Source organism: Trichocoleus sp. ST-U1, assembly GCF_039961835.1.
GTDB lineage: Bacteria > Cyanobacteriota > Cyanobacteriia > Cyanobacteriales > FACHB-T130 > FACHB-T130.
The window spans coordinates 11,908-35,287 of record NZ_JAMPJZ010000057.1 but is presented as its reverse complement, the minus strand read 5'-3'; the positions used below and the strand labels follow the sequence as shown (position 1 = coordinate 35,287).

Annotated in this window: 23 protein-coding genes; 9 read left to right on the top strand and 14 right to left on the bottom strand. The window is 46.9% G+C overall.

Annotated elements, in window-relative coordinates; translation table 11 throughout:
* Positions 1–90: 90 nt before the first annotated feature.
* Both NDA06_RS18690 and NDA06_RS18685 read right to left on the bottom strand, forming a co-directional pair.
* Positions 91–666 (bottom strand): hypothetical protein, encoded by a 576-nt coding sequence (locus tag NDA06_RS18690; RefSeq protein ID WP_190987240.1) that lies wholly within the window; start codon positions 664–666, stop codon positions 91–93.
* A gap of 176 nt (positions 667–842) precedes the next feature.
* Positions 843–1,406, bottom strand: coding sequence for a Uma2 family endonuclease (locus NDA06_RS18685; protein ID WP_190987239.1), 564 nt, complete (start codon positions 1,404–1,406; stop codon positions 843–845).
* A 187-nt stretch (positions 1,407–1,593) separates the two neighbouring features.
* On the opposite strand from NDA06_RS18685, the gene glgA reads away from it, so the two are divergent.
* Complete coding sequence (gene glgA / locus NDA06_RS18680; RefSeq protein WP_190987238.1) at positions 1,594–3,066, top strand: glycogen synthase GlgA; 1,473 nt, start codon at positions 1,594–1,596, stop codon at positions 3,064–3,066.
* A 202-nt stretch (positions 3,067–3,268) separates the two neighbouring features.
* Here glgA and NDA06_RS18675 read toward each other — a convergent pair whose 3' ends face one another.
* Entirely contained in the window at positions 3,269–3,562 is a 294-nt protein-coding gene (locus NDA06_RS18675; RefSeq protein ID WP_190410742.1) for a hypothetical protein, read from the bottom strand.
* 292 nt (positions 3,563–3,854) lie between these two features.
* On the opposite strand from NDA06_RS18675, the gene NDA06_RS18670 reads away from it, so the two are divergent.
* From NDA06_RS18670 to plsY, 4 genes are all read left to right on the top strand, one after another.
* Positions 3,855–4,652: an MlaE family lipid ABC transporter permease subunit gene (locus tag NDA06_RS18670; protein WP_190410743.1), complete on the top strand. Its 798-nt coding sequence runs from the start codon at positions 3,855–3,857 to the stop codon at positions 4,650–4,652.
* Positions 4,653–4,789: 137 nt separating this feature from the next.
* Complete coding sequence (locus NDA06_RS18665) at positions 4,790–5,188, top strand: DUF3119 family protein (RefSeq protein ID WP_190986524.1); 399 nt, start codon at positions 4,790–4,792, stop codon at positions 5,186–5,188.
* A gap of 66 nt (positions 5,189–5,254) precedes the next feature.
* Positions 5,255–6,553: a DUF3086 domain-containing protein gene (locus NDA06_RS18660; RefSeq protein WP_190986523.1), complete on the top strand. Its 1,299-nt coding sequence runs from the start codon at positions 5,255–5,257 to the stop codon at positions 6,551–6,553.
* A 36-nt stretch (positions 6,554–6,589) separates the two neighbouring features.
* Positions 6,590–7,264: a glycerol-3-phosphate 1-O-acyltransferase PlsY gene (gene plsY / locus NDA06_RS18655; protein WP_190986522.1), complete on the top strand. Its 675-nt coding sequence runs from the start codon at positions 6,590–6,592 to the stop codon at positions 7,262–7,264.
* 106 nt (positions 7,265–7,370) lie between these two features.
* On the opposite strand, the gene NDA06_RS18650 is transcribed toward plsY, so the two are convergent.
* The 9 genes from NDA06_RS18650 to der form a co-directional block, all read right to left on the bottom strand.
* Positions 7,371–8,861 carry a VanZ family protein gene (locus NDA06_RS18650; RefSeq protein ID WP_190986521.1) on the bottom strand — a complete coding sequence of 497 codons (1,491 nt, stop codon included), beginning with the start codon at positions 8,859–8,861 and terminating at the stop codon, positions 7,371–7,373.
* A 60-nt stretch (positions 8,862–8,921) separates the two neighbouring features.
* Positions 8,922–9,734: a pyrroline-5-carboxylate reductase gene (gene proC / locus NDA06_RS18645; protein WP_190986520.1), complete on the bottom strand. Its 813-nt coding sequence runs from the start codon at positions 9,732–9,734 to the stop codon at positions 8,922–8,924.
* 109 nt (positions 9,735–9,843) lie between these two features.
* Positions 9,844–10,434: a cell division protein SepF gene (locus NDA06_RS18640; RefSeq protein WP_190535537.1), complete on the bottom strand. Its 591-nt coding sequence runs from the start codon at positions 10,432–10,434 to the stop codon at positions 9,844–9,846.
* Positions 10,435–10,631: 197 nt separating this feature from the next.
* On the bottom strand, positions 10,632–11,303 hold the full coding sequence (locus NDA06_RS18635; protein ID WP_190986519.1) for a YggS family pyridoxal phosphate-dependent enzyme: 672 nt from the start codon (positions 11,301–11,303) through the stop codon (positions 10,632–10,634).
* An 85-nt stretch (positions 11,304–11,388) separates the two neighbouring features.
* Positions 11,389–11,658 (bottom strand): transcriptional coactivator PipX, encoded by a 270-nt coding sequence (gene pipX, locus NDA06_RS18630; protein ID WP_190410751.1) that lies wholly within the window; start codon positions 11,656–11,658, stop codon positions 11,389–11,391.
* 190 nt (positions 11,659–11,848) lie between these two features.
* Complete coding sequence (acpS, locus tag NDA06_RS18625; protein WP_190432734.1) at positions 11,849–12,241, bottom strand: holo-ACP synthase; 393 nt, start codon at positions 12,239–12,241, stop codon at positions 11,849–11,851.
* Positions 12,242–12,328: 87 nt separating this feature from the next.
* Entirely contained in the window at positions 12,329–13,750 is a 1,422-nt protein-coding gene (locus NDA06_RS18620) for an anthranilate synthase component I (RefSeq protein WP_190986518.1), read from the bottom strand.
* A 15-nt stretch (positions 13,751–13,765) separates the two neighbouring features.
* On the bottom strand, positions 13,766–14,725 hold the full coding sequence (locus tag NDA06_RS18615) for a CbiQ family ECF transporter T component (protein ID WP_190986517.1): 960 nt from the start codon (positions 14,723–14,725) through the stop codon (positions 13,766–13,768).
* A gap of 63 nt (positions 14,726–14,788) precedes the next feature.
* On the bottom strand, positions 14,789–16,153 hold the full coding sequence (gene der / locus NDA06_RS18610; RefSeq protein ID WP_190679102.1) for a ribosome biogenesis GTPase Der: 1,365 nt from the start codon (positions 16,151–16,153) through the stop codon (positions 14,789–14,791).
* 93 nt (positions 16,154–16,246) lie between these two features.
* Here der and NDA06_RS18605 point away from each other — a divergent pair, with 93 nt between their 5' ends.
* Together NDA06_RS18605 and NDA06_RS18600 are read left to right on the top strand one after the other, a co-directional pair.
* Positions 16,247–17,293, top strand: coding sequence for a WD40 repeat domain-containing protein (locus tag NDA06_RS18605; RefSeq protein ID WP_190986516.1), 1,047 nt, complete (start codon positions 16,247–16,249; stop codon positions 17,291–17,293).
* A gap of 203 nt (positions 17,294–17,496) precedes the next feature.
* Positions 17,497–18,204, top strand: coding sequence for a TrkA family potassium uptake protein (locus tag NDA06_RS18600; RefSeq protein ID WP_190535549.1), 708 nt, complete (start codon positions 17,497–17,499; stop codon positions 18,202–18,204).
* On the opposite strand, the gene NDA06_RS18595 is transcribed toward NDA06_RS18600, so the two are convergent.
* Complete coding sequence (locus NDA06_RS18595; protein ID WP_347277046.1) at positions 18,170–19,759, bottom strand: Na+/H+ antiporter; 1,590 nt, start codon at positions 19,757–19,759, stop codon at positions 18,170–18,172. The two genes, NDA06_RS18600 and NDA06_RS18595, sit on opposite strands and share 35 nt — an antisense overlap.
* Before the next feature lie 272 nt (positions 19,760–20,031).
* On the opposite strand from NDA06_RS18595, the gene NDA06_RS18590 reads away from it, so the two are divergent.
* Complete coding sequence (locus NDA06_RS18590) at positions 20,032–20,907, top strand: NAD(P)-dependent oxidoreductase (RefSeq protein ID WP_190986527.1); 876 nt, start codon at positions 20,032–20,034, stop codon at positions 20,905–20,907.
* A gap of 135 nt (positions 20,908–21,042) precedes the next feature.
* Here the strand turns inward: NDA06_RS18590 and NDA06_RS18585 are convergent, their stop codons facing one another.
* On the bottom strand, positions 21,043–21,555 hold the full coding sequence (locus tag NDA06_RS18585; RefSeq protein WP_190986514.1) for a DUF1648 domain-containing protein: 513 nt from the start codon (positions 21,553–21,555) through the stop codon (positions 21,043–21,045).
* Between the two features lie 168 nt (positions 21,556–21,723).
* Here NDA06_RS18585 and NDA06_RS18580 point away from each other — a divergent pair, with 168 nt between their 5' ends.
* Entirely contained in the window at positions 21,724–23,262 is a 1,539-nt protein-coding gene (locus NDA06_RS18580; RefSeq protein WP_348251803.1) for a tetratricopeptide repeat-containing serine protease family protein, read from the top strand.
* Positions 23,263–23,380 lie beyond the last annotated feature (118 nt).

The window sequence follows — 23,380 nt, the reverse complement described above, 5'->3', positions numbered from 1 at the left end:
AAAATGGTTGATACTTTGCTTGCTACTGCACTTGATTTAGTCAATCCAAAACACCTACGCAACTGGTTCACAAACTGCTGCTACTGTACTTCATGAACTTGCAATCTGCTGTATAAGCGCGGCATATGTAAACTTGGTAAGCACAGCGTCTATATCCTTGATGATTTGTTCGGGAGGAATAGTGTTGTGTTTATGGCAGTTTATATATAAATCCTTAAGTTGATCAATTGTAGGATCGCAGTAAACTCTATGAGATTCATTCTGCTTTCTGTTATTGACCCATTGATTTTGAATCTCTTGCGTGAAAGGTTCCTCAATTTTATCTTTTTTCAAAAAGTAATTTAGGAAAGGGGTACTCACACGATCTAAATACTTCTCTACCTTTACATTCAGCAAAAAAGAGACAAATCTTTGTTGGTTGCCGATTTTTGTTGTTGGTGTGCTGAGTGCCTGCCATACAGACGATAAACCATCGAGAGCGGCAAACCCTACCACGTAGGCTTCAACAGAAAGATTTTGAAAAGGGTTAAACTCTGGAGGAGACAGCTCTAGCATATGTCCTCTTATGACTACCTCACTGTTAATTAACTTTTCACAAAGCAAAGCTCTGTAGTAATAAAACTTTTTAAAACGCTCAGCAAAATCTCTAACTTTGTTACTATCCATAACTAACTATAATTCCATTAAAGCTCTGTGTATTATATTGTATTACAATAAGTTGCTTATTACAACCATCTTTCTTCCACATCGGTAGAAGAAAGCTAGAGATTTTCCTGGATAAACATATTGAAAGCGATCGCCTAACTCAAACAGACCAAGACGAGATCGCTATTTAATTTAAGTTACGCCAACAGCCAACCAAACAACTCTTCTACTGTCAGTCGCAGTTCATTAGCAAAAGATGGCACGGGAAGTTGCTGTTCTGGTTCATCAAATAATTCTAAAAGTTGAGTTGGAAGATAAACAAATACTGTTTGCTCTTTTGGATCGATCAACCAACCCATTAGAGTTGCATATTTTAGACAATGCAGAATATTCTTTATAACTTTCGTTTGGCTTTGGTCGGGCGATAAGATTTCAATTACCCAATCAGGAGCTATCTGAAAAACGTTAGTAATTTCGCCATTCTCATCGCGGGGAATTTTATCCCAGATAAATACTGAGACATCAGGGACAATTGAACGTCCGCCAAAAGTACATCGCAGTTCTGAAAAAGCTCTTGCAACACGCTGAGGCTTAACAACTGTGTTGATAACCGTGGGTAGTTCTGTCTGAATTATGCTGTGTTTCCCCTGCGGCATTGGCTTTTGAATAATTTGTCCATCAATGTATTCACTGGCGGGTTTGGTTTCTGGTAGCTTCAGAAACTCTTCCAAGGTTAAGGATTTAGATGGTGTCCTGACCATTTGCGATCGCCTCCAAAAGAACTCGGACGAGCTTTGTCTATTCTACGGGTCGCATTCAGCGGACGCAGCCGGAATCAAACCACGATGTCTGGCTTGTTTATACCGAATGGCGGGGTCGCTATTGCTGAGGTGTATATATACTTTTGTGAAATTAAGAAAATAGATTTCTATCTCAGGAGGAGTAAGGATGTACATCGTACAAATTGCCTCTGAATGCGCTCCGGTCATCAAAGCTGGTGGTTTGGGAGATGTGGTTTACGGGCTGAGTCGGGAGTTAGAAAATCAGGGAAATTGCGTCGAGCTGATTTTGCCTAAGTACGATTGCATGCGGTACGACCACATCTGGGGACTTCACGATGCTTACCGCGATTTGTGGGTACCCTGGTATGGCGGTAAAGTCCACTGTTCTGTTTATTGCGGTTGGGTACACGGGCGGCTGTGTTTCTTTATCGAACCTCACTCTGAAGACAATTTCTTCAATCGCGGCTGTTATTACGGATGCAACGACGACAATATGCGGTTTGCGTTCTTCAGCAAAGCCGCTTTAGAATTTCTACTGCAAAGCAACAAAAGACCCGATATCATTCATTGCCATGACTGGCAGACCGGCTTAATTCCAGTCATGCTCTTTGAGAATTACAAGTATGAAATGGGTCTTCAACGGGTTTGCTACACCATTCACAATTTCAAACATCAAGGGATGGGCGGTCAAGAGACCCTGTGGGCAACCGGGCTGAATAACGAATCTTACTACTTCACTTACGATCGCCTGCAAGACAACTTCAACCCTTTTGCCTTGAACTTTATGAAAGGGGGGATTGTTTACGCCAACGCCGTGACGACCGTTTCGCTCCATCATGCTTGGGAAGCCCGCTGCACCGAGATTGGCTCTGGTTTAGGTCATACCTTACATCTGCACCAGGATAAATTCACTGGCGTACTCAACGGCATCGATCCTGATTTTTGGAATCCCGAAAGCGATCGCTATATACCCGCTCATTACAGCAAAGAGAATCTAGAAGGGAAAGCCGAGACTAAAAAAGCCCTCCGGGAGAGACTTTTGCTCCGCGACGTTGATAAACCTATCGTTGCCTACATCGGTCGTTTAGACGCTCAAAAAGGCGTCCATCTTGTCCATCATGCGATCTACTACGCACTCAACAATGGGGCGCAATTTGTGTTGTTGGGTTCGGCAACGGAACCGGGAATCAATACCCATTTCCAGCACGAAAAAGCCTTTTTGAATGAGAATCCTGACGTTCATCTAGAACTTGGCTTTAATGAAGAGTTATCCCACTTGATCTATGCCGGGGCGGATATGATTATTGTCCCTAGCAACTACGAACCGTGCGGACTGACTCAGATGATTGGCTTAAAGTACGGCACGGTGCCAATCGTGCGGGCAGTTGGTGGACTGGTGAATACTGTGTTTGACCGAGACTACGACCAAACAAAGCCCCCGGAAAAACGGAATGGTTTTGTGTTCGAGCACAGTGATGAGCCTGCGTTTGAATCAGCAATGGAGCGTGCTTTTAAGCTGTGGTACAACCATCCCGAAGAGTTTCGTCAGCTTGCGCTCCAGGGTATGGAGTATGACTACTCGTGGAAAGATCCAGGGGCGGAATATTTGAAGATTTACGACCAGATCCGACACAAATGAAGCGAAATTGCGATCGGTGGAATCTGTAAAGTAAGTCTTTTGTGGTTGTGCCTCGCTTTTGGGGGCACAATCTTACCTAACTTGGGTAGAGACCTTGGGTAGAGACGGCATTCTCTAACAAATTCTGTCAGAACTGCGATCGCGCAACAGAACGCTTGTTGATGGTTGGGGATTTGGCAACGACGAAAGCGATCGCGAAAGATTAATTTCCACGTAAATTTTGGTAACGATAAAAGGCGTAGGTGTCAAACATGGCTCCAGCGACGCTACAGGTAAAACCGATTACCAGGAGACCTTCAATGGAACACCCGCTGCCAAAGACGGTAAGAAACTCTAGAATTACCGCTCTGCCGCACTGACTGACTGCTTCAAGGAGGGGAATGTAACCTAGTATGGACAGACTTGCCAACACACTAGCGAACAGCAGAATCGGGGCGGTGAAGCTAAGAAAACTCGTCAAGAGTAGGGAACGGAAATAGTTAGGCAAAATGTTCATGAAACTGTAAGTGCGAATGAACTGCCGAGCGGAGAATCGGGAACGAGACTTTCAACTTCTATATACGATAGAAGCGATCGCTGTCACTATCCCGATCTGTCAGAAATCTTAAATAAACCTTAAAAATCTTGTTTAAAGTCCGTAAATATATCTCAGGAATCTCCCAGCGATTCCCCAGCCCCGCGCCCAGAGTGCTGAGCCAGAGCCGTGCGAACAGTACAAAAGAGATTCTTGTAGGTCGTCGCCACTCATCAGCTATGCTTTACAAAGTCGTTGAGTCAGCAGGACATCCTTGAGCGAGACTCCTTCCAGTTCCAGCTTAGAGTTATGGGGTCAGCGGTTGCTGGCGGCGATTTTGCTGGGTGGGCAGGTGGTCGTTCACCTTCTGACAAAAAAAATCCATCGGCGCAACACCCTCGACCAAATGGCGATGGTTGGCCCAGAATCGCTCTTAATTGCGTTGGTAACAGCCGGTTTTGTCGGCATGGTATTCACCATTCAGGTGGCGCGAGAATTTGTCAACTTGGGTGCGGGCAGTGCTGTGGGCGGAGTGTTAGCGCTTTCCTTATGCCGGGAACTTGGCCCCGTCCTGACTGCCGTGATTTTGGCAGGACGAGTCGGTTCGGCGTTTGCCGCTGAAATTGGCACGATGCGCGTCACCGAGCAAATCGACGCCCTCTATATGCTGAAAACTGACCCAATTGATTACCTAGTGATTCCCCGCGCGATCGCCTGCTGCTTAATGCTGCCAGTTTTAACCATTTTGTCTATCCTCACTGGCATGGCAGGGGGATTGCTCATTGCCAGAAATCTCTACGGAATTGCCCCAAATGTATTTTTAGAGTCTGCCCGAAATTTCCTGCAAGTCTGGGATTTGTGTAGTGCCTTAATTAAGGCATTTTTCTTTGGGGCGCTGATTGCCGTAATTGGTTGCAGTTGGGGCTTAACAACCACTGGGGGCGCAAAAGGTGTTGGACAATCGACCACCACAGCAGTCGTCACAGCTTTGCTAGCTATCTTTATTTCTAACTTTTTCTTATCGTGGTTGATGTTTCAGGGAACGGGTAGTGCCGTACTTAAAGGGGTCTGAGGCGGAAAACCTTTAAAATAAATAAAGTTGCAATCCTGAGATTGAATCTCGAATCGGGATTTGAACTGCCGCCCCACTTCAGCTTGTACGCTAAGAAAGTGGGTAGGTCTAGTACGATAGTTTACAATATCGGGTTTATGCCTGTGACTACTACCACATCTTCTTTACCGTCACAAACTGTTGAACTGGCACCCAGCTACGCAATTCCTTTGGTGTTATTGGCGGCTTCGATTGGGCTGTTATTCGTTCAACCTTGGGTGAGTTTAGCGATCGCTGCATTTGGGTTGTTCTTACTGTTTCAGGCGGCAACGATTCGCCTGCAATTCACCGAAACAGCATTAGATGTTTATCGTTCCCAAACCTTAATTCGGCGTTTTCCTTACCAGGAATGGAAAAATTGGCAGATATTCTGGACTCCAGTGCCGATTCTGTTTTACTTCAAAGAAGTTAAAAGCATTCACTTTTTGCCGGTTCTCTTCGATCCCAAAATGCTAAAAACTTGCTTGGAACAACGGTGTCCAAAAGCAAGTGCGTAGGGATACACAGATGCGCGTCCTTACAGATGAGTAGTTAATTGTTAGTTGTTAAGTGTTAATTGTTAGATGAATTCAGACGAACCTCAAACCCAAGAACAAGAACAAGAGCAAGAACAAAAGCAACAGCCAGTTGTTGAAGCATCGGACAATTTAGAAGCGCCAGAAGAGGAAACTGTAACTGCCGATCCAGCCTCAGACAATCTTATAGCATTACAAATTGCCGCTGTTGTGGAGGCATTTGATGATTCAGAAGCGGAAATTGCCGCCGTTGTTGAGGAATCAGATAATTCTGAGGAGCCTGAGGAGCCAGATATAACTGTAGTCGCCGTTGTTGAGGAATCAGATAATGCTGAGGAGCCAAATATAACAGTAGCGATGGAAAATTCCGTCTCTGTTCTAGAGCAACGGGTAGCTGATTTACAACAGCAGGAAGAGGCATTAATTCAGGAAATTGCTGCCCTACAAGCTTCTCATAATAAAATTCTGCAAGACCAGCTGGCTCAAACCCAAGCGGCGTTAAACCGTCTGGTGCAGGAGTCTTTGAACGATCTGGAACAACGCAGACAAACACTACAAATTTCCGTTGAACAACTGGAACGACGACGGGAACGCATCCGAGAGGAAATGCGAAGAACCTTTGCTGGCACCTCCCAAGAATTAGCCATTCGAGTGCAAGGCTTTAAAGATTATCTGGTCGGTAGCTTACAAGATTTGGTAGTAGCGGCAGAAGAATTGCAACTCCAGAAGGAACCAGAACCCCCGAAGGTAGTTCCAGTCGTGGAAGAGTCGAAGGCTGCATCGCCTGTAAACCCCAAATTTACAGAACAGAGCTTTCAATCAACAGCAAAACAAATTCGCAGTATTTTAGACCAGTACCGGACGCGACCTGACTATTATGGCCCGCCCTGGCAATTGCGTCGTACCTTTGAGCCGGTTCATGCGGAGCGAGTCGCGAACTGGTTTTTCACGCAAGGAGGAAGAGGCGCTTTGCGGACAATGGGCAGTCGCCTGCAAAATATCCTGATTGCTTCTTCCGTCATCTCGGTATTAAGCACGCTGTATGGCGATCGCGTTCGCGCCCTGATCCTTGCCAACTCCCCAGAACGATTGGGAGAATGGCGACGGGGTTTGCAAGACTGTCTGGGCATTTCCCGCTCTGATTTTGGTCCAGAGCAGGGAATCGTTTTGTTTGAATCCCCAGAAGCGGTTGTGCAAAAGGCAGAGCGTCTGGTTAAGGAACGGCAGATGCCGCTGATTATCATTGATGAGACAGAAGATCAGATTAATCTGTCGCTGCTGCAATTTCCTCTGTGGTTAGCTTTTGCACCCGATCCTCAGCAGATGTCCGCTGATATGAGATATTAGCGACAGACGAATTGAGCTACAAGCAAGAGGCGTTAGATGGGTCTACAGCTGGCTTTAAGTGGGGCATTGTTAATCGCAGCCTATCTCTTAGGCTCGATTCCTACGGGTTATTTGGCAGGACGCTGGCTCAAAGGGATTGATATTCGAGAGCAGGGATCTGGTTCTACGGGTGCCACCAATGTTCTCAGAAACCTGGGAAAAGGGCCAGCCATCGCGGTGTTACTGATCGATCTATTTAAAGGAGTCGGCGCGATCGCTTTGGTTTACGCCTTCTATGCCTTCGCGCCAACTTTTGCGCCAACGTCTGTCCTGCCTGTCACCTGGGAATCTTGGTTAGTCGCTGGCACCGGATTCGCTGCCAGCATCGGTCATAGTAAATCTGTCTGGCTGAACTTCACGGGCGGGAAATCAGTTGCCACGAGCCTGGGCGTTTTATTTGCCATGTCCTTACCTGTGGCGTTGGGAACAGCAGCGGTGTTTGGCACAGTTATTGCCTTTTCCCGAATTGTTTCCCTCGGTTCCATTGCGGGTGCGATCGCGGTTTCGGTTTGGATGTTGATTTTCAAACAGCCCTTACCTTATCTAATCTTTGCGATCGCTGGCGGTATCTACGTCATCTGGCGACACCGCACCAATATTGAGCGTTTACTTGCCGGTACCGAACCCCAAATCGGTCAAAAATTATCAACAGAACTCGAACAAAGTTCCTAACTTATTTCCTAACTTATAGAGATGCGTAGGTGTTGTGATACTAAACGTCATTTCGCATCTTTACTCGTTTTTATGCTGTTATCTCCCTGCGTAACCAAGAGTTAGCCTACCTTTTCACTATCAGCATGGTGCTAACAGCTAGTGCCATGCTAAATAGTAGATTATCTAGCCTAATTTCTCTCTGGGTTCCAATCGCTAATATGGATTCTAATATTAAAGATGGGAATAAAATTCCTCCAAAAAGCAATACAGCATAAAAAATAAGTTTTCCCCTGGCTCTTGCACTAATGAGTGCTAGGAAGAAGCCAATAGGGATAAAAATCAATCCATAATAGAAAATTTTGTAGATTTCTAGATTAATACTATTAGCATCAAAAGGTAATAACTGAAAAATCATCACCTCCGGAACCAGTTTCAGTGAATAAGGTTGTTTCAATCCATCTATATAAATTTTAAGAATTGACCCTTCATAGGTAAGAAGTATCTGATGATTCTTGGTGTCACCAAAAACATTTGGAACAGCTAGTTGATAGTTTGTTGCATTTTTTCCGGTGACTGGAGTTCGCACTCGAAACACCAAATCCGCTCCCTTTTGCCCAAGGGTAAAATTGCGGCTTTCATCATCTGCTGAAAGGGAAATAATTCGAGCAGGGCCAGCCTGCATTGTGTCAGCAGTAGCAACAACAGCACCTATTGTAAATTGAGAAGTTGCGGCAATCTTTTGTGTCATCAAGGCTACAGAGCTTTTTGTCTCTAGCCAATGATTGGAATCGAGAGAAGCACCCCTTTGATCCTGAGTAGTTGGGGAATTTTCTCGCCAAGATAAATCTGGAAGGTGCCCAGTTAAATCGGGGTAACTACCTGTACCTGTCAATTGATATACAGCTACTAGGTCTTTTTTGACGACAGAAAATGGGATTTCCGAGGAAAATGCGGATTCTGCTTCTTGAGCTGAAACTGCTTTATTCGCGACGTATAGCTCTGAAATATATCCTTTCCAAGGTCTATTTCCGGTTGGCTCGTTGCCAAGACTCAGGGGGAAAGTGTGATTCCAATTCCTGAGACTTCCAGAACTTTGCCAAAGGAGCGTTGTTAGAAAAATCAATATAATATATCCAATAAAAGCAGTCGTTAACTTTTTGATCGAAAGAAAACTATTACTACTTCTAAGAAGATTTAAAGCTGCTCCTAAGATTTTATCTCCCCCTAAACGAAAGCTTAAAAACCCGATAAAAGCACCTAAAATACTGGCACCAATATCGACAAAAGAGGAACTTCGAGAAGGAATAAATAGCTGTAAAATTTCAATTGTAAAACTTAAACAAAAAGAAGTTAATAAGATGAAAACAAGTGTCTTTCTCCCTAAGAATCTTTTTTGCTGCATCAAGCAGGAAAAGACGAAACCAAAGGGGGAGAATAATAAAACGTTAGTGATTAAGTCGTAAAAATTTCTTAACTTAAAAAATTCTGAAGTGAGAAAGCGATAATTTATTTTACTAGCATTCTCTTTAAAGGCAAAATCATAAGGAAAAAGTGTAACGACCAGTATCAGCAAAAGGCTAAAAATAAAGACTTTATTTGCCCATTTTTGCCGCATAAAGGATTTTTAACAAATCATTTTACTTTTGGTAGCCGGAAAAGAGTATTCAGCGATGCATTAACGACCAAGCTCCTGAGAGCGCCGAGAAGCCGCCACCACTGCCTCAATCAAAGCCGAGCGGAAACCAGCCCTTTCTAACTGGGCAATCCCAGCAATAGTTGTACCTCCAGGGCTAGTCACGCGGTCTTTTAGTTGAGCGGGATGCATTCCCGATTCGTGCAACAGCTGGGCAGTCCCCAAGACGGTTTGCAGGGCTAACGAAGACGCGATCGCTCTTGGCAATCCAGCCGCTACCCCACCATCTGCGAGTGCTTCCACCATCAGCGCCACATAAGCGGGACCCGAACCCGAAAGCCCTGTCACCGCATCCATTAAGGATTCCGGCACTTCAACAACCTCTCCCACCGCCTGGAAGATCGCCTTTGCTTGTTCTAAGTGGCGTTCGGTGGCGTGCTGACCCAGCGCGATCGCACTCATTCCTGCCCCTACCGTCGCCGGAGTATTCGGCATCGCCCGAATCGCTGGAGCCTGGGGAAAAGCTGCTTCCAGTTGACTCAAAGAAACACCCGCCATAATCGAAATCACGACTGGCGGCGACGCTTGGGCAGAAATTTCTTTCTCCAAGTCTGCCGCCACCGCTGCAAACACTTGAGGTTTAATCGCCAGTAACAGCACATCCTTTGCCGCCGCCACCGCCCGATTCTCTGCCGTCACCTGGATGCCGTACTGCTGCGCCAAAAAGTCTCGCCGCTCTCTTTGCGGCTCACTCACCAAGACTTCTTCTGTGGCATAAACCTGTTTTTGCATCAGGCGGGATAATAGAGCTTCTCCCATTACCCCGCCACCAATCATGCCGAATTTAGTAGCCAACCTCGTCCCCCAATCCCTATCAGCATGAAAAGTCCGTTGTCGGCGGTCAGTTGTTTTTAGTCGTTACGACTGACCATTGACCGCTAACAAGCGTCTCGACTCAGAAATTTTACTGCGCCATCCGGGTCGGTTCGTTTGACCAAGCTGGGGAAGGAGCAGCGGGACGGGGAATCCGGACTTGTGGTTGAGGCACTTCGTGAACCACGCCAGTCTGGGTACTGACTTGAACACAGCTCGGTGTAAACAGAAAGATACTTTCGCCGATTCGCTCTTGGTGGCCATCGATCGCATAAGTGCCACCGGCAACAAAGTCTACAGCTCGTTGCGCCTGATCTGGGTCCATAATCGTCAGGTTTAACACGACTGACTTCCGCTCGCGCAAAGCTTGAATCGCCTGGGGCATTTCTTCAAAAGAACGTGGCTCCATCACGATCACTTCCGAAATTCCATTCACCGAACCGGGCATCCCAATTACATTATTCATTGTTGTCCCCATTTCTATTTCTCTTGCAACAGGTGTGTTTGTCCGCGCTCGACGGCTCTGGCGACGTTCTTCTTCTGCTGTCGTCGGTTGAGGATGCTGTTCTTGATAGAGATTTTGGTACTCTTCTCCCTCGGCTTCTTCGTACTCGTCATACTCGTATTGAGCTGGCTCATTGAGACCCACGAAATCTCGTAGCTTAGAAAAAATATTATTCACAGTTCACGCTCCATCACGATTTAAGGTTAGACTTTGGGGCTGGGATCGCAGGGCACCCTTGAGGCAGCAGTCCTAGTTTAAGGAAACGACAATAACAATCATATAGTCGTGCTGGCAATATAATATCCGATGCCTCTTCATTACCCCACTCATCTGTTCGGAATAGATGTTGACATTTGTAAGCATAGTGGGGCTTTTCAGGATGCCCGTTCTCCAAAAAGAATTCGCCCCAAACGTATCATTGTTGCCCCAGATTGCACAGCTAGCGGGTAATCACCTGACATTCCCATTGATAGCTGCTGCATTTGAATATTTGACCAGTTTTGCTGTCTGATTTCATCGGCTAGTTTGCGGGTTCTATCGAAAACTGACAGGATTTCAGAAGCCTTGAGATCGAAAGGCGGAATTGTCATCAAACCTTGAATTTGCAGATTGTAGCACTCATTCAAGGCTGGTAAATCGGCAAGCAGTTGAGGAACTGTCCACCCATACTTGTTGGGATCTGGCAGTAGTTTCACTTGCAGGCAGATGAAGGGCGATCGCGACAGCTCAAGCGCCAGTTCGTTTAATCGTTGGGCTAATTTTAAACTATCTATCGAGTGAATCCACTGAAATTGTTCTAGGGCTTTTCGAGCTTTATTACTTTGGAGGTGTCCAATCAGGTGCCAGGTGATGTCTGGTAAATCTTGCAGTTGCGCTTGTTTAAGTTCAGCTTCAGAGATGCGACTTTCGCCGAAATCCCGGACTCCAGCGTCATAAGCTTCGCGCATGGCTTCAGGGGAAACCTGTTTCGTAACGGCGATGAGGCGGACAGATTCCGGTAGTTGCTGGCGAATTTCAGAAAGGCGTTGGGCGATCGCTCCAGTCATTTGACTTCACTTGAAAATAAACAGGGAAGCAAAAATTAAAAATGCTTGCATTAAAAAGGATTTTTTAATTTTTAATTGCTTGCCCCTATTGAAATGTTCGCTTATGAATAGCCTGAAGTTGGGTGTACTCCTCCATTTGACCGTTGCGACGGAGCATCCGCAAACGGTTTTCCACCATGAGGCGACCATCGCTGCGGGTAATCGGTTCAAACGTGATGCCGGTAGGACTGGTATTCACCAAAAAGAAGAGACGCTGGGCATAAAGGGTCGTAAATAGTTCCTGGCTGTCCTCAAGCAGACACACTCTGTAAAGTAAGCCAAATGTAGGGTGATTTAAATAGGTTTCGCTGCTCATTAACATCCACGCGAAGAATGCCCATCCCTAAGGGAGAGATTGGGAAAAGTCGAAGAGTTTAAGCGGCAGTGCGACTCGCGCCAGCCGCTCTCTGTTGAAACCCAAGATGTTTCACTCTAGTTCAAACTATGCAGATGATAGCTTGTATTCGGGCACCTCAGAGAGAATGTTTGGGAATTGGCGACACTTTTCAGGGTGAGCAAACGAGGATGGCGGTGGCTACCGAATAATCGCCATCATGGCTGATGCTTAGCTGCCACTGACAATCTTCCCACCCTGCTGTCTGGGCGGCGGCTGAATGGTGAAGAAATACTTGCGGCGCACCTGTGGGTAAACGTCGAATCTCAATATCGGTGTAGCTGACTCCCCGCCATCCAGTTCCCAGTGCTTTAGCAACGGCTTCTTTTGCCGCCCAACGCCCTGCTAGCTGGTTGATAGAGAGGCGACTGATATCGTCCTGAGTGTAGCCGCAATCTTGTTGTTCATCAAAAGTATAGACGCGCTGCAAGAAGCGATCGCCAAAGCGTTCAACAGCGGCTTTAATCCGAGGCATATAAACAATATCCGTTCCCAGCCGAATCATTCTGTTGCTAGTTGCTAATAGAAGAGTGGCTCTTCAAAACCCTGTCTGGTAGCCATTCGCCAATGGTATTTGACTGATGACCCAGAACTAATCACTAATAACATTAAAACTTCCCAGGGCTGCTAGCAGAGCTTGAGCTTTGTGTAGAGACTCATGCCATTCTCGTTCTGGATCGCTATCGGCAACGATTCCCGCCCCGACTTGCCCGTAAACCATCGCTGCATCGGCACGCTTGGGATAGAGGAGAGTACGGATCAAGATATTTAAATCTAGGTGCCCGCGCCAATCGAGAAAGCCACAGGAACCGTAGAACAAATTGCGACGCACGGGTTCGAGTTCTTCAATGATTTCCATACAGCGGACTTTCGGACACCCAGTGATAGTACCGCCAGGGAAGAAGGCGCGAATTAGGTCAACCGCGTCGTAGTTTGGGCGAATTTTACCGATAACGTTGCTTACGAGGTGCATGACATGGCTGTAGCGCTCAATTGTGAAAAGTTCGTTGACTTCTACAGAACCCCACTCGCACACACGCCCCAAGTCGTTTCGCTCTAAATCCACCAGCATAATGTGTTCGGCTCTTTCTTTGGCATTGGCAATCAAGTCTTGCGCCAAATGCTCGTCGAGGGCGGGGGTGGTGCCGCGCGATCGCGTTCCTGCAATCGGTCGCGTTTGCGCTTGTCGATCTTGCATCTGAACCAATCGTTCTGGAGAACAGCTGATGAGTGCCCCCCACGGAGTCTGCCAATAGCTAGCAAAGGGAGAAGGATTAATTTGGTGTAACGCTTGATAAATTGACCAAGGACTGGCGGTTACGCGGCTTTCAAAGCGTAGGGAAAGATTTGCCTGAAAGATATCTCCGGCTCGGATATACTTTTTCGCTTGCCGCACCGCATCTTCGTAATCAGTTTGAGGCGTCCAAAAATGGAAATGGGGGGATTTTGGATTTTGGATTGAAGATGCTGGCTCCTCTGCTATCCCGCACTGCGTTCGGCTTTCCAGCAGGTTTTGCAAGAAATCGAGTTCGGCTTCATCGCTAGCGGCTAGCCATAGGGTTTGTTCCCAGTGATCGAGGACAGCAAAGGATGCTGGTTCATACCAATAAGCAACCGGGAATGGTAGGGGGTCAGAATTTAAATTGGGTAGCTGCTCGATCTCCCAAGCGAGGTCATAACCCAGCCATCCCAGCCAGCCGCCAGTGAAAGGTAGTGACCGCTGTAGGGACTCATCCCTGAAGGCAGAACGTTGCCGCAAGCGGCGTAGGAAGGGGAGGATCTCGCCAACGGGTGGAGTCCACACTGCTTGCACGCCATCTATAAAGCGCGGCGCACCGGCACAAATCGAATATCTGGCGATCGCGTTCTTGGCTTCAGTTGAGTGTTGAAGGAGCGGATTGTAGGGACTTTCGAGTAGGGTAGCAATTTTACCAGCGTCCAGAAACAGGGCGGCGAATACTTCTGAGCCAGTTCGATGTTGTAAAGGAAGCGATCGCCAAAACCAAGGTTTCATATGAATTTTTAATTCTTAACTCTCCCATCCCCACATCAGCCGTGCCCCCCAAAGTACGACCAAACTCACCAGTCCCGCCCAGTCGCTCTTTTTGAGACGCAACTGGTGCCATTGGACGCGATGGCTATTGGGGCTGGTAAAGCCGCGAACCTTCATGGCGCTAGCAATTTGCTCGGCTCGTAAGAGGAGATTTTCAAGCAACCGTTCGGCAACCATCAACCAAAGTTGCAGACTTTTGCGGATACCCAGTTTTTTCCAGTTAATTGCCCGTGTCCGCACGGAACGAACTAAATTCTGCACTTCTTCTAAAACCAGGGGAATAAAGCGCAGCGATAAAGTTAAGGTTAGAGCAACTTCTGTCACGGGAAATTTGAATGCTCGCAGCGGTCGCATCAAACTCTCGATCCCCGCAGTAATTTCCTCTGGAGCTGTGGTCAGCAAAAACAGGTTGGTGCTGTAAATTAAGGTAAATAGTAAGGTACTCACGTTAATCGCTAGCGCCAAGGACTTGCGAGTAATTTTGACTGGCCCTTGGTGGAACAGCACGTAACGGTAGTTTGAAGGGTTTTGAGAGGAGACTGGTTTTGTCGCCTCTGGTTTTTGAGTTGCAGCGGATTTGACAACTCCTGGCTTGGGAGTAGCAGTCTGAATAAAAGATATTTCATCGGCTGGGAGGCGTCGCTGAGAGTCCGCTCCTAGCCCATCGGGAGCAATCATGCTCAGGATGAACACAAAAAAGCACAGCATCAACAACCAACCCATTTGTTGCTTCCATACGCGCAATGGAATCGCCGCCGTCACAGTAATGGCAACTAGCAGCACCGCTAAGGCGATGCGCCAGATGGGATTTGCCAGGACTGGAGCGATGAGAAAGCTCATCAACCAAGCTATTTTCACCCTGGGGTCGAGGTGATGCAGCCAAGTGATTGGTTGTTCGAGGTACAGCCCCAGAGGCAGCGATCGCAGTAAATCCATAGAAAATTAAAAATTAAACATTAAAAATTAAAAATGTATTTTACATTTTTAATTTTTAATTGATTAAACACGAGTGGCTCGGTTACTACGACTGCCCGCTTCCACCTCGCGGACTTTTTTCCCTCTCCAGAATAAGCGTACTGGGGTTCCAGTAAAACCCAACTGTTTTCGGAATTGACCTTCGATGTAGCGGCGATAGTTGTCATTGAAGCGCTTGGGATCGTTGACAAATAGCGCGATCGCTGGAGGTTGGCTGCTCACTTGGGTGCCGTAATAAATCTTGCCCTGACGCCCTTGGCGGGTCGTGGGCGGGGAAACCCAAGAAATTGCTTCTTGTAGCACTTCATTAATTACAGCAGTCGTGACGCGGCGTTTGTGTTGTTCGGCGGCTGTATTCACTAAATCTAGAATTTTTTCCACCCGCTGACCTGTTTGAGCGCTGACAAAAATCGTTTCTGCCCAATCGATAAAGTTCAACCGTCCTTTAAAGTTGCGTTCAAACTCGTAGATGGTGTAGGAATCCTTTTCAACAGCATCCCACTTATTGATGACGATGACGCAAGAGCGACCTTCTTCATCAATCCGCCCAGCCAGTTTTTGGTCTTGTTCGGTGATGCCATCCACCGCGTCAATGACTAACAAAACCACGTCGGCGCGACGAATCGCTTTAAAGGCGCGATTAATCCCAAAAAATTCCGGGCCGTATTCAACGTTTTTCTTTTTGCGAATCCCGGCGGTATCGATCAATCGGTAGGTTTTGCCGTTGCGTTCTACTACCATATCGATGGCATCGCGGGTCGTGCCAGAGATGGGGCTAACGATAGAACGATTTTCGCCGACAAAAGCGTTCAACAAGCTGGATTTCCCGACATTGGGACGTCCGACAATGGCGACTTTAATTTCTTCAGTTTCTGGGATTTCTCCCGCTGGCACAATATAGGTAATCAGGGCATCGAGTAATTCGCCGGTGCCACTCCCATGAATGCCAGAGACAGGGAAGGGTTCGCCCAATCCCAGTTCCCAAAACTCCATTGCTTGGGTGAGACCTTGTTCGGAGGATTCGCATTTATTCACCGCTAGCAGGACGGGCACGGGTTGTTGACGCAACCAGTCGGCGATCGTTTCATCCGCTGCTGTTAAACCACTCTGACCATCGACGACAAAGATTGCTGCACTCGCTTCTGAGAGTGCCAACATTGCCTGTTCCCGAATCAGGGGTAAAAACTCGGTGTCATCATTAAACACCAAGCCGCCGGTATCAACGATGACGAACTCCCGGTCTTCCCAGAAGGCGGAACGATAGGTGCGATCGCGCGTGACTCCAGGTTCATCATGCACAATGGCGTCTTGTACACCTGCCAATCGATTGACAAGAGTAGATTTGCCCACATTCGGGCGACCGATAATAGCGACAACAGGCAGGGACATAACCAGATATGCTCATCCGAGTGGATGATGACAGCTCCAAATTTATATTGTATCCATCCTGGATAGACGTGATGTTTTCTGCGGTGACTATCCATGACACATCAGCCAACGTTCGGAAAAGTTTTCGTGGCGATCGCTTTGGGTGCAGTGACGACTTTGACTGGATGCAGTTCGCTCGAATCTTCTGCCAACCCTGTAAAAGAGGAGGATTTAACCTTAGCCTTTACATCAACTACGGCATCCCAGCCAGCCCAGCCACTCAACACGCTTACAGGGCATTCTAAGTATGTGCAGGCGATCGCCATCAGTACCGATGGGCAGATTCTTGCCAGTGGCGGTGAAGATGGCACTATCAAGTTGTGGAATTTACCCAAAGGTATCCGCATCCGTACCCTAGCAGGACATATCAAACCCATTCATGCCGTTGCCATTAGTCCGGATAAAAAACTTGTTGCCAGTGGCAGTTATGACGGCACCATCAAGATATGGCAACTCAGTAACGGGTCACTCATCCACACCCTTAACGGGGATTCCACCTCAGTTTTATCCATTGCCATCAGTCCCGATGGAAAAACTTTAGCCAGCAGTGGTTTAGACAAGACGATCAAGCTTTGGCAGCTCAGTAATGGGGAACTCATCCGCACCCTGACAGGGAATTTAGATGCTGTGAATTGCGTTACCTTTAGCCCGGATGGGCAAACATTAGCTAGTGGTAGTGCCGATCGCTCGATCAACTTATGGAATCCGCGCATGGGCATCCGCATTCGTACCCTGGAAGGGCATTCCGATTGGGTAAATTCCGTCGCCTTCAGTCCCGATGGAAAACTCCTGGCGAGTGGCAGTAATGACGGCACCATCAAGCTGTGGAATCCTCGTAACGGGGAAGCGATCGCTACTTTGAAGGGAAATGCCACGTTAATTAATTCTGTTGCTTTCAGCTCCAAGGGACAGACAATCGCCAGCGGCAGTTTGGACAATACGATCAAATTGTGGAATCCTCGCACTGGCGAACTCAAAAGCACTCTGGCAGGAGATGACAGTAAAGTAAATTCTTTCGCTTTCAGTCCCGATGGGCAAACTTTAGCGACTGGCAGCCATGATGGCAGCATTAAGATTTGGCAGGTGCCTGCTCAAGAGTGAATAGGAAAGTTTTTCTGATTAACAATTTTCAAGTGGATATGATGCCAGCTTTTCAACTTTCCTCTGCCATTGTCCGTCGCGGTGCAAATTTAAAAACGCGATCGCCCTGAGTAACAATTGGGATAATTTACTCCTTTCGCCACCCAGCAACTACACTGTAGATTTTGAGGGTCAGACGTAAATACCTGCAACAGAGGTTAGCCATGTACGTATTGATTGGTGGAGCAGGACTGGTCGGGCTGGACTTAGCCCAACAATTAGTAGAATTAGGACACACGGTTGCCATCATCGATACCGATCCCACCGCCTGCCGGTATGCTCGCGAACAAGTCGGAGCGATGGCTTTTGAAGGCAGTGCCGTCAGTACGCAAGTGCTAATGGAAGCAGGAATTCGCAAGGCAGATGCGCTTGTTGCCGCCCTCCGCAATGATGCTTTAAATCTGGCAATGGTGACACTTGCCAAGCACTATGGCGTCTCCCATATCGTGACTCGGATGCGCCAAAGTGATTTTGCCGAACCTTATCGGATTGCCGGAGCGCATCATGTCATCAGTACGGTTGACCTAGCCGTGACCACGATGGTGAATGCGATCGAATATCCCCAAGTAGAATCGATGATGCACTTTGAGCAGGGTCAGGTAGAAGTCTTCAAACTCAAAGTGCCACCGGAGTCTGACATTGCGGGTCGTACCGTGGCACAAGTCGCTCAGGATTCTCGGTTTCCCAGCGGTTCTTTAATTATTGGCTATCAATCCCATCCCCAAACCGATCTCGTCATTCCGAATGGAAAGACAGTGCTAGAGGCGGGAGCAACTGTGCTAGTCGTCACGAAATCGGAAAAGTTACATCAAGTGATTGATTTCTTAGGTTTGTGTTCTAGTCATCTTCCAAACTTAGAAGTTGCTCGTTAATGGTTTTGATGCGTTCTTGCACCACTTCTTCTGAGAGAATTCGCCTGCGGAGGGCGTCATTGAGTACCTGCTTTTCTGCCAAGAGTAATTGCCGACGAATCGTGTCTAATTTTAGGCGATCGCTACTTTCATCAGCAGAGTCTTCGGGACGCTGATTATATATCTCCCGCAAGGTTCTTTCAGAAGCTGCCACCCGCACCTGATAAGCGGCTCGCATCTCTTCGTAGATTGATTTTGGTAAAACTCCCGATTTCAGGAGACTCTCCAATTCATCCTGCGCTGCTTTGGCAGTCATCAATTGAGCTTGCAATTCTTCGATCTGCTGCCGTGATTTTGAATGCTGATCGAGCTTTAAACGTCTTACAAATCCCGGTAAACTTACTCCCTGTCCCACCAACGACAGCAGCACAATCCCTAAGACAATGACAACCAGCTTATCTCGCCCTGGTAAATTAGCCGGTAAGCTTAACGCCAAGGCGGTTGAAAGCGAGCCTTTAATATTGCCCATAAAGAGAACGTGTCGCCATTTCACCGGAATGGGTTTGTCAAAAAAACGCACCAAGTCCAAGAGTGGATAAACGGTGAGTGCCCTCCCGACTTGGTAGGCAATCAGTGCGAGAAGAACGGCTGGTAGCGTCTGCCAAAGGGTGACAAGATTAATCTCTAAGCCAATGAGTAAGAAAATAAAGGTATTGACACCAAACCCGGCGAATTCCCAGAAGCTGAACAAAGTAACTTGAGTAGAAGCAGAGGTACTGCGAGAAACCCCCAAGTTGCCGACAATTAGTCCTGCCACTACAACGGCAACCACACCGGATACGTGGAAAAATTCGCCCAGTTGAAAGGCTCCCAGCGCTACGGCAATCGTCAGTAGAATCACGCTGAGAGGATCGTCTGCTTGGCTAAATAAACCAATACTGAGATAGCCCAAGGCTAAGCCAACTAAGATTCCGCCGACAATCACGAACAAAAATGCTTGTACGACATCAAGGGGCGTTAATGACCCGGTTGAATTTGCCGTCAAGATCAGGCTAAATAAAACCAGCGCCACATCATCGTTGACTAAGCTTTCACCTTCTACGAGCGTGATCAGTCGGTGGGGAACAGATACTTCCTTGAAAACCGCAATCACTAAGGCGGTGTCTGTAATTGACAAAATGACCCCAACCAGCAAGGCGGGAACCCAATCTAAGCCCAGTTCTAGTTTCAGCAAGACTGAGGTAATGGCAGCGCAGAGGGGAAATCCTACTCCGGCTAACAAAACAATGGGTTTAAACGTGCTGCGTAAGCGACTGATATCGGTATTAATTGCGGATTCAAAGAGTAGAATCGGCAAAAAAAGATTAAAAATCAGGGAGGAATCGAGATGGATGCGACCTGGCAAAAGCTCTGTAATCGCCAACCCTGCCAATACTAAACCTGTAATGTAGGGAATCCGAAATCGTCGAGATAGTAAGGCAACCCCCGTGGCAACCAACAACAAGACGATCAGAAAAATTACTAATTCAGCAACATTTCCCTGATTCTCGCTGCCTGTGACCGTCGGGACTGCCATGAGCGATCGCTCGCTTAGCCACTGCATAGCGCGTACTCACAAGTGATGAACGATACACCAAGGGTCAGGTTCTACAAAACTGCCCTTAGTATCTTAAAGGATGAGCTACGATGCTTTTGTTCTGAGTTAGCAGTCGTCACCTTTAAAGGTACGGCTTTCGCGGGCTTTGGCTGCGGTTGATGCTTCCAGAGATTTTCGCCTGCGATCGCAGGCTTGGTTGGTTTAGCCCTTGGCTGAAGCTTGTGGGCTTATATGACAGGTTTGGGAATCCGATGAAAAAACTCTTAGTTACAGGTGCCAGTGGTTTTTTAGGATGGCATCTTTGCCAGCTAGCACAACCAGAATGGGACGTTTATGGAACTTATTTTTCTCATTCTCTAGAGATTCCTGGCGTAAATTTGCTGAAAGTTGAGTTAAAGGATTTTCAGGAACTCAAGCATCTGTTCCAAGAAATTCAGCCAGATGGAGTGATTCATACCGCCGCGCGATCGCAACCTAATTTTTGCCAACAATATCCTGAGGAATCCTACCCGATTAATGTCACCGCCTCTGGTAATATTGCGGGACTTTGTGCAGATGCTTCGATTCCTTGCGTTTTCACTTCAACTGACTTAGTTTTCGATGGTTTAAACCCTCCCTATCGGGAAACCGATCCCGTGTCTCCTGTCAATGTTTACGGGGAGCAAAAGGTGATGGCGGAGGAGGAGATGTTAGAGCGTTATCCGATGACGGCTGTTTGCCGAATGCCTTTAATGTTTGGTATGGCAACACCTACCGCTACAAGTTTCATGCAGCCATTTATCCAAATGCTGAGAGAGAAGAAAGAATTAAGTTTATTTATCAATGAATTCCGAACACCAGTTAGCGGAACAACGGCAGCACGAGGACTTTTATTAGCATTGGAAAAAGTAAACGGACACATCCATTTGGGCGGAAAAGAGCGGGTATCACGTTATGAGTTTGGTCGTTTATTAGTGGAGGTGCTGCAACTTCCTGAAGCGGGACTTAAATCTTGCCGACAAGAAGATGTGAAAATGGCTGCGCCAAGACCAGCGGATGTTTCTTTAGATAGTTCCAAGGCTTTTGAATTAGGATATGCGCCTTTATCTGTGCGGGAAGAGTTAGCGGCGTTGCGCGGCAAGATTTAATAAATGCCTTAGCGAATAGAATTCGCGGCTACACATACAAAACCCGCCTGCGCGGGTTTCAATTTATTAGTCCGCAACGGTGGACTTTTCCTGTATAGCTGCGATTTATAACCTCCGGGGAATTGATAAGCTTAACTAACGAGCTTGATATGCTTGCCAAAAATACAGCCCATTTGTGACCAAAAACAGTGGCATTACTACCGAGAAAAAATCTACGCTCAATTCAGCAGAATGTCCCAAACTTACCTGGATAATCTGCCATTCTATAAATGCAAGTATCCACATAACTTCTGCCTTATTCCAGTCTAATAAGTTAACGGCTAGCTGATATTGTTTAGCGACATTTTGCTCTGTAATTCTCCAAATATAATTAAAGGTATGGGGAAACTGACGCAGCACTGTAAACGCTACATAAACTACAATAGATAAGCTGGGGAAAAGCCAGATTAATTGTTTGCTACCCGTAGCATTTGGTTTGCCTCCCATCTTAAAATGGATGGGAATACTGTTGGGTAGATTTGGCCAAGATTTTAGGGTAATTACAATGATGCAGAAAATCCCTGCAACAGCGGCTATTTCTAACATCCAACTAATAGGCGATCGCGCTATCGTCAAAATCGGGCGTTGATTTGATGGATTCCTCGTCATAGGGTTAATTGCTTGTAGGCAATCAGAACTTAAGCAGATTGACTCTAGTGTAACTCTACGTCCTCATCCGCTATATCGGTAATTTTCCTCTCCCCCAAGATAGATTTTTGCTGACACAATAGTAATTAAGTCTTTTCAGCTTGCTTTATTGAATTCTATAAGTGCAGCATGATATTTTGGCGCTGGTTCGTTGCTTCTGGCTTTATCGCTTTATTAATGTCTGGGTGTGGCGGTGCCAAGTCGCCGGGAGAGATTGGCAAGCAAGCCGGGGAAAGTGTAGTTTTAATTAACTATGAAGATAAATCGGGGCAAGGTACGGGATTTATCATATCCGGGGAAAGCAAGGAAGTTTGCACCGTACTCACAGTGCGTCATGTGGTGCCACCCAGCGCTAAATTGCAACTGCAAACCCCCGACCAAAAACTTTGGAAAGGTGCCAGCATTACCAGTATCAAACGCTTTCTTAAGCAGGATTTAGCAGTCGTGACGTTCAAACCTGATAGCGGAAATTGCCCCTATAAAACCCTCAGTTTCAGTAACTCTGACAAAGTAAATTTAGGAGATAGCATCTACATCACTGGTTTTCCGGGTAGTGGTTTGGTAAAGCAGTTTGCTCCTGGTACGGTGTCACTAATTGACAGCCAAAGTGAAGGCTACGGCATTTCTTACACAGGAACCACAGCAGGGGGGATGAGTGGTGGTCCGGTGATGAATGCAGCAGGGGAAGTGGTTGCAGTTCACGGACGCACGGATGTAGAACTTGCTGGACTAGCGGAACTAAAAGGCGAAGCACCGCCGCCACCACAACAGCAGTCTTCCACAAGTGCTAACTCAGGTAATGGCGATGCAGTCGGCACTTTTAAATGGGGTATCCCCATTAATATTTATGTGGCAAATGTTGCTCAAGTTTCCACAGAGGCGCAGGCTACCCAAAAAGCAGAAGATTTCATTAATGAAGGCAACGATTTTTATATTAAACAAAGCTACGATGATGCACTTGCTGCTTACGACAAAGCAATTGCCCTCAAACCTGACTATTCTGTCGCTTGGTATAACCGAGGTATTGCCCTCAGAAATTTAAAACGCTACGAAGATGCGATTGCTTCTTACGACAAAGCAATTGCCCTCAAACCTGACGATGCTGACGCTTGGACTAGCCGAGGTATTGCCCTCAGCAATTTAAAACGCTACGAAGATGCACTTGCCTCTTACGACAAAGCGATTGCCTTCAAACCTGACGATTCTGCCGCTTGGTATAACCGAGGCTATGCCTTAGATGACTTGCAACGCTACGAAGATGCGATTGCTTCTTACGACAAAGCAATTGCCCTCAAACCTGACGATTCTGCCACTTGGTATAACCGAGGTATTGCCCTCAAAAAGTTGCAACGCTACGAAGATGCAATCGCTTCTTACGATAAAGCAATTGCTCTCAAACCTGACGATGCTGATGCTTGGACTAGCCGAGGTATTGCCCTCAGAAAGTTGCAACGTTACGAAGATGCGATTGCTTCTTACGATAAAGCAATTGCTCTCAATCCTGACGATGCTGATGCTTGGATTAACCAAGGCTATGCACTTGAGCTGTTAAGGCGGTATGACAAAGCGCTTGAATCTTATAATACAGCAATTAAATTTGACCCAAACAATCAAACAGCGATCAATTACCGGCAGCGATTGCTAAACCAGTTAGGGCGCTCAAAATAAGGATTAATTTAAACATCCCTAACGACTAGTCGCAGCTACACGAACAATGCCTGTGGGATTGTTAATGATTCTCCCCATATGAATCCATATCTTTGTATTCATGGACAGGTCGCTAGCT

Coding starts and splice junctions, on each gene's coding strand:
- NDA06_RS18690 (WP_190987240.1), bottom strand. CDS start 666: ATGGATAGTAACAAAGTTAGAGATTTTGCTGAGCGTTTTAAAAAGTTT.
- NDA06_RS18685 (WP_190987239.1), bottom strand. CDS start 1,406: ATGGTCAGGACACCATCTAAATCCTTAACCTTGGAAGAGTTTCTGAAG.
- glgA (WP_190987238.1), top strand. CDS start 1,594: ATGTACATCGTACAAATTGCCTCTGAATGCGCTCCGGTCATCAAAGCT.
- NDA06_RS18675 (WP_190410742.1), bottom strand. CDS start 3,562: ATGAACATTTTGCCTAACTATTTCCGTTCCCTACTCTTGACGAGTTTT.
- NDA06_RS18665 (WP_190986524.1), top strand. CDS start 4,790: ATGCCTGTGACTACTACCACATCTTCTTTACCGTCACAAACTGTTGAA.
- NDA06_RS18660 (WP_190986523.1), top strand. CDS start 5,255: ATGAATTCAGACGAACCTCAAACCCAAGAACAAGAACAAGAGCAAGAA.
- plsY (WP_190986522.1), top strand. CDS start 6,590: ATGGGTCTACAGCTGGCTTTAAGTGGGGCATTGTTAATCGCAGCCTAT.
- NDA06_RS18650 (WP_190986521.1), bottom strand. CDS start 8,861: ATGCGGCAAAAATGGGCAAATAAAGTCTTTATTTTTAGCCTTTTGCTG.
- NDA06_RS18635 (WP_190986519.1), bottom strand. CDS start 11,303: ATGACTGGAGCGATCGCCCAACGCCTTTCTGAAATTCGCCAGCAACTA.
- pipX (WP_190410751.1), bottom strand. CDS start 11,658: ATGAGCAGCGAAACCTATTTAAATCACCCTACATTTGGCTTACTTTAC.
- acpS (WP_190432734.1), bottom strand. CDS start 12,241: ATGATTCGGCTGGGAACGGATATTGTTTATATGCCTCGGATTAAAGCC.
- NDA06_RS18620 (WP_190986518.1), bottom strand. CDS start 13,750: ATGAAACCTTGGTTTTGGCGATCGCTTCCTTTACAACATCGAACTGGC.
- NDA06_RS18615 (WP_190986517.1), bottom strand. CDS start 14,725: ATGGATTTACTGCGATCGCTGCCTCTGGGGCTGTACCTCGAACAACCA.
- der (WP_190679102.1), bottom strand. CDS start 16,153: ATGTCCCTGCCTGTTGTCGCTATTATCGGTCGCCCGAATGTGGGCAAA.
- NDA06_RS18605 (WP_190986516.1), top strand. CDS start 16,247: ATGACACATCAGCCAACGTTCGGAAAAGTTTTCGTGGCGATCGCTTTG.
- NDA06_RS18600 (WP_190535549.1), top strand. CDS start 17,497: ATGTACGTATTGATTGGTGGAGCAGGACTGGTCGGGCTGGACTTAGCC.
- NDA06_RS18595 (WP_347277046.1), bottom strand. CDS start 19,759: ATGGCAGTCCCGACGGTCACAGGCAGCGAGAATCAGGGAAATGTTGCT.
- NDA06_RS18590 (WP_190986527.1), top strand. CDS start 20,032: ATGAAAAAACTCTTAGTTACAGGTGCCAGTGGTTTTTTAGGATGGCAT.
- NDA06_RS18585 (WP_190986514.1), bottom strand. CDS start 21,555: ATGACGAGGAATCCATCAAATCAACGCCCGATTTTGACGATAGCGCGA.
- NDA06_RS18580 (WP_348251803.1), top strand. CDS start 21,724: ATGATATTTTGGCGCTGGTTCGTTGCTTCTGGCTTTATCGCTTTATTA.